The following is a 6,119-nucleotide window of genomic DNA, read 5'->3' as shown; positions in this document are numbered from 1 at the left end:
AATGCAGAATCAACACATCACATTACACTCTCATCTCCGCACCGTCCTACTTTACCACTCTTGCAAAGAGCAGTATCATCAGCGAAGAAGAGCTTAACTGCTAGGTTCGGAATGGAGCTAGGTGGGACCTCTTCTCTATCAGCACGAAGATGACAATGTAATGCCATAGTAAGCTATGTTATTGAAGCCTATTAAAGTCTTAAGAGTTTAGATTTCTATCATTTAGTTAATTATTTCTAACTCTTAAGTAACTACAATCTCTATTTTCTTAATGTATTTTTTAAAGAGATTCCATTAAGTCTTTATAACCTATCTTGTTCTTAATAGTATTACACTCATTAAGGCAGTGGCTTATTATCAATTAAGCCAAACGGTCTATTAGTAGTAGTCAGCTAAACATATTACTATGCTTACACCCCTACCCTATCAAGCAGGTAGTCTTCCTGCGACCTTCAGGGAAAGTTCATCTTGGAGTTGGCTTCACGCTTAGATGCTTTCAGCGTTTATCACATCCATACGTAGCTACGCTGCGATGCCCATAGCAGGACAACAGCTACACCAGTGGTATGTCCATCCCGGTCCTCTCGTACTAGGGACAGATCTCCTCAACTTTCCTACGCCCACGGCAGATAGGGACCGAACTGTCTCACGACGTTCTGAACCCAGCTCGCGTACCGCTTTAAATGGCGAACAGCCATACCCTTGGGACCTGCTCCAGCCCCAGGATGCGATGAGCCGACATCGAGGTGCCAAACCTCCCCGTCGATGTGAGCTCTTGGGGGAGATCAGCCTGTTATCCCCGGGGTACCTTTTATCCTTTGAGCGATGACCCTTCCACACAGAATCACCGGATCACTATGACCGACTTTCGTCTCTGCTTGACTTGTTTGTCTTACAGTCAGGCTGGCTTATGCCATTACACTCTACAAATGATTTCCAACCATTTTGAGCCAACCTTTGCAAGCCTCCGTTACTTTTTAGGAGGCGACCGCCCCAGTCAAACTACCCACCAGGCATTGTCCTACTTGAGGATAACTCAAGCTAGTTAGCAGACAGAAACATTAAGGGTGGTATCTCAACGGTGGCTCCATCTCTACCGGAGTAAAGATTTCAAAGCCTCCCACCTATGCTGCGCATAATGCTCCCATCGGCAGTGCCAAGCTGTAGTAAAGGTCCACGGGGTCTTTCCGTCTTGCCGCGGGTAGGAGGAATTTTCACCTCCACTACAATTTCACTGAATCACTCTTTGAGACAGCTCCCATCTCGTTACGCCATTCATGCAGGTCGGTATTTAACCGACAAGGAATTTCGCTACCTTAGGACCGTTATAGTTACGGCCGCCGTTTACTCGGGCTTCAATTCAAGGCTTCACCTTGCGGCTGACCAATCCTCTTAACCTTCGAGCACCGGGCAGGCGTCACACCTTATACTTCCTCTTACGAGTTGGCAAAGTGCTGTGTTTTTGGTAAACAGTCGGGAGGGACTCTTTGCTGAGACCACTTAAAGTGGCACACCTTATCGCGAACTTACGGTGTTAGTTTGCAGAGTTCCTTAAAGAGAGTTCTTTCACGCGCCTTAGAATACTCATCTCATCTACCTGTGTCGGTTTACGGTACGGGCAACATTAGCTAAACTTAGAGGCTTTTCTTGGCACGACGATCTTAACAATTCACACCGCTACCCGAAGGTTTTGGTATGCCTGTTGGGTTTGGGAAAAGGAAGCGGATTTACCAATCTTCTTACTTGCACCCTTCGACTGACACTTCTATCCGTCAGCTTGTCTTGACCCTATGCGTCCCCCCATCGCACACTAATGTTGGTATAGGAATATTAACCTATTTTCCATCGACTACCCATTTCTGACTTGTCTTAGGACCCGACTAACCCTACGATGACGAGCATAGCGTAGGAAACCTTAGATTTTCGGCGAAGTGGATTCCCACCACTTTTATCGCTACTCATTCCTGCATGCTCACTTCGCACCGCTCCACCACTCCTTACCGGTATGGCTTCAACGCAGATGCGAACGCTCTTCTACCACTGTGCATCAGCACAATCTACAACTTCGGTGTCTATCTTAGCCCCGTTATATTTTCTGCGCAAAATCACTAGACCAGTGAGCTGTTACGCTATCTTTAAAGGATGGCTGCTTCTAAGCCAACCTCCTGGTTGTCTGAGTAACTTCACATCATTTTCCACTTAGAATAGAACTTTGGGACCTTAGTTGGTAGTCTGGGTTGTTCCCCTTTAGACGATTGATTTTATCACCCACCGCCTGACTCCCAAGATACGGTAATAGGTATTCGTAGTTTGACAGGGGTTGGTACCGCGGTGAGCAGCCCTAGCCCAATCAGAGCTCTACCCCCTATTACTATCACTTGAGGCTATACCTAAATATATTTCGAAGAGAACCAGCTATCACTGAGTTTGATTGGCCTTTCACCCCTATCCACAGCTCATCCCAACCCGTTTCAATGGGTACGAGTTCAGTCCTCCGGTGGGTGTTACCCCACTTTCAACTTGGCCATGGATAGATCACTCAGCTTCGGGTCTGCAGCATCTGACTAAATCGCCCTTTCAGACTCGCTTTCGCTACGGCTTCACATTAGTTTAACCTTGCCAGATACCACAACTCGCAGGATCATTATGCAAAAGGCAGTCCATCACCCTGATAAATCATAGGGCTCTGAATGATTGTAGGCAAATGGTTTCAGGTTCTATTTCACTCCGCTCACTGCGGTTCTTTTCACCTTTCCCTCACGGTACTGGTTCGCTATCGGTGTAGTAGTAGTATTTAGGGTTGGAGAGTGGTCTCCCCTGCTTCAGCCCGGGTTTCACGTGCCCTGACCTACTCTGGATCCTGCTACCTAAAAATACCTTTTCATATACGGGACTATCACCCTCTATGGCTATCCTTTCCAGAATGTTCTATTAAGGTATTTTAGTGGATATTGCAGTCCTCAACCCCAGTAGCAAGCTACTGGTTTGCCCTGTTCCCCGTTCGCTCGCCGCTACTAAGAGAATCTCTATTGATTTCTTTTCCTCTAGTTACTGAGATGTTTCACTTCACTAGGTTCGCTCCATTCAAGGTAATACATATTGCTATGTATTGGGTTGCCCCATTCGGAAATCTATGGTTCAAAGCTTCTTGACAGCTCCCCATAGCTTATCGCAGTCTAGTACGTCCTTCATCGCCTCTACTACCCAAGGCATCCACCATTTGCCCTTCACAAGCTTAACTGACTTTGTATTCTTTAACGCCACTGCCTTAATGAATGTAAGTTCATTAAAACAATCTTTGGTTATATGCGTGATTGTAGTTATTACTTATATAGGCTTGAACAATGTGTTGTTAAATAACATTTAGAATCTCTAATCTTATAAAGATTCTAATGTAAATGTTTAGTCTTTATTATCTTATCACTAGAGATAATTTAAAGAACTAAAAACTAAAAAAGATTATCAGAATAATAAGAATCATAAGCCAATAAGTTCATAAACTTATCTGCTTTTATTATCTCTATTATCTATTCTTTTTTTGATTCTTAAAAGACAAACACTTACATTAGAATCATTCTTATAAAAGATTTCTATTAATAATAAACTTGTAATAAACAAAATTGCAACAAATAAACTTACAATAAAAAAATTGCAATCAATAAATAAACTTATACATTTAAACTTTAAAACTTAATTGCTTAAATCTAAATTCTTAAACACATAAAGCTATATTTATTATCTAAAAGTATTGACTCTTTGTTTATACTTTTATTTTTATTATATTGTTTATCAACTCTTATGTAATAGCATTTGGTGGAGAATAGCGGGATCGAACCGCTGACCTCCTGCGTGCAAAGCAGGCGCTCTCCCAGCTGAGCTAATTCCCCTAGAGATGATAATATTTATGGTGGGCTTAGGAGGACTTGAACCTCCGACCTCACCCTTATCAGGGGTGCGCTCTAACCACCTGAGCTATAAGCCCCTACTTTTAAAGCCAAATAATCTCTGAAAACTAAGCAGGAATCTTTAAAGAACAACGCACTTATAAAGATATTGCACTAAATAAACGAATATTTAGTGGTTTCTCTTGAAAGGAGGTGATCCAACCGCAGGTTCACCTACGGTTACCTTGTTACGACTTCACCCCAGTCGCTGCATCCGCCGTGGGCGGTAGCCAATTTGGCATTCCGACTTAAGGCGAATACAACTCCCATGGTGTGACGGGCGGTGAGTACAAGACCCGGGAACGTATTCACCGTAGCATAGCTGATCTACGATTACTAGCGATTCCAGCTTCATGTAGTCGAGTTGCAGACTACAATCCGAACTGAGAGATGTTTTATAGATTTGCTCCACCTCACGGTATTGCGTCTCTTTGTGCACCCCATTGTAGCACGTGTGTAGCCCTAGGCGTAAGGGCCATGATGACTTGACGTCGTCCTCACCTTCCTCCTCCTTGCGAAGGCAGTCTCCTTAGAGTGCTCTACCAAATAGTTAGCAACTAAGGACGAGGGTTGCGCTCGTTGCGGGACTTAACCCAACATCTCACGACACGAGCTGACGACAGCCGTGCAGCACCTGTTTTCAAGTTCTAGCAAGCTAGCACTCCACTATCTCTAGCGGATTCTATCAATGTCAAGCCTAGGTAAGGTTCTTCGCGTATCTTCGAATTAAACCACATGCTCCACCGCTTGTGCGGGTCCCCGTCTATTCCTTTGAGTTTTAATCTTGCGACCGTACTCCCCAGGCGGAATGCTTAATGCGTTAGCTGCATTACTGGAGTGACAAGCACCCCAACAACTAGCATTCATCGTTTAGGGCGTGGACTACCAGGGTATCTAATCCTGTTTGCTCCCCACGCTTTCGCGCATCAGCGTCAGTTATGTTCCAGCAGGTCGCCTTCGCAATGAGTATTCCTCTTGATCTCTACGGATTTTACCCCTACACCAAGAATTCCACCTACCTCTCCCATACTCTAGAATAACAGTTTCAAATGCAGTTCTATGGTTAAGCCATAGGATTTCACATCTGACTTGCTATCCCGCCTACGCGCTCTTTACGCCCAGTGATTCCGAGTAACGCTTGCACCCTCCGTATTACCGCGGCTGCTGGCACGGAGTTAGCCGGTGCTTATTCGTTAGATACCGTCATAATCTTCTCTAACAAAAGGAGTTTACAATCCGAAAACCTTCATCCTCCACGCGGCGTTGCTGCTTCAGGGTTTCCCCCATTGAGCAATATTCCCTACTGCTGCCTCCCGTAGGAGTCTGGACCGTGTCTCAGTTCCAGTGTGTCCGTTCACCCTCTCAGGCCGGATACCCGTCATAGCCTTGGTAAGCCATTACCTCACCAACAAGCTGATAGGACATAGGCTGATCCTTTAGCGAAAAACTTTCCCCCGTAGGGAGTATCCAGTATTAATCACCGTTTCCAGTGGCTATCCTAGACTAAAGGGCACATAACCTATGCATTACTCACCCGTGCGCCACTAATCCACTCTAGCAAGCTAGAGCTTCATCGTTCGACTTGCATGTATTAGGCACGCCGCCAGCGTTCACTCTGAGCCAGGATCAAACTCTCCATAAAAAGTTAAAATCTTTAATCTTTATTAAAACAATAAAGAGAATAGATTTATAGAATCCTTTTCTCTTGATAAAGTATTTCTACTTTAAAGATTAAAGGGGATTCCATTTAAAGGAATCGTGTTGGATTAGTTTGTCCTAAAATCTCAAAATCTCTGTTTAGACTTTTGTTTTACAAGCAATGTAAGCTAAGATTCTTTAATCCTTTTCTATTAAAAAACTAAAAAGATTTAAAAATAAAGCTTACATCTTACATAAAACTACAAAGTAATAAATGAGTTTATGTTGTATAAGATTTAGAAAATAATTTAAGAAGTTGTTGTTCTAGAATTATTTCCTGCTTAGTTGTCAAAGATCATTTAACTTTAATTGATGTTATTACATAAATCATAAAAAGTTAAAGAACATTTCTACATTAAATTAAAGCCTGATATAAAAAACAAGAAGCGTTAGTGATAAAACGCATAAGTGTTAGCTAATAAGAGGTTAAAATTTAGTGCAAAAAAGGAAATGGAATTATAGCTAAGTAAGCTTAAG

2 tRNA genes and 3 rRNA genes are annotated in these 6,119 nt (G+C 43.2%); all 5 read right to left on the bottom strand.

Features of this window, described 5'->3' with window-relative positions:
• Positions 1-33: 33 nt before the first annotated feature.
• A 5S ribosomal RNA gene (gene rrf, locus LS70_RS09605) occupies positions 34-149 on the bottom strand.
• Between the two features lie 208 nt (positions 150-357).
• Positions 358-3,241, bottom strand: a 23S ribosomal RNA gene (locus LS70_RS09600).
• A gap of 570 nt (positions 3,242-3,811) precedes the next feature.
• Positions 3,812-3,887: transfer RNA gene (locus tag LS70_RS09595), tRNA-Ala, on the bottom strand.
• A gap of 18 nt (positions 3,888-3,905) precedes the next feature.
• Positions 3,906-3,982, bottom strand: a tRNA-Ile gene (locus LS70_RS09590).
• A gap of 108 nt (positions 3,983-4,090) precedes the next feature.
• Positions 4,091-5,586: ribosomal RNA gene (locus LS70_RS09585) — 16S ribosomal RNA — on the bottom strand.
• Together the 16S, 23S and 5S rRNA genes with 2 tRNA genes alongside form the textbook arrangement of a ribosomal RNA operon.
• Between the last annotated feature and the right edge of the window lie 533 nt (positions 5,587-6,119).

The sequence above is a fragment of the Helicobacter sp. MIT 11-5569 genome (assembly GCF_000765695.2).
GTDB lineage: Bacteria > Campylobacterota > Campylobacteria > Campylobacterales > Helicobacteraceae > Helicobacter_D.
Note: the sequence above shows the minus strand (reverse complement) of the source record. Positions and strands in the feature narration are given on the sequence as shown.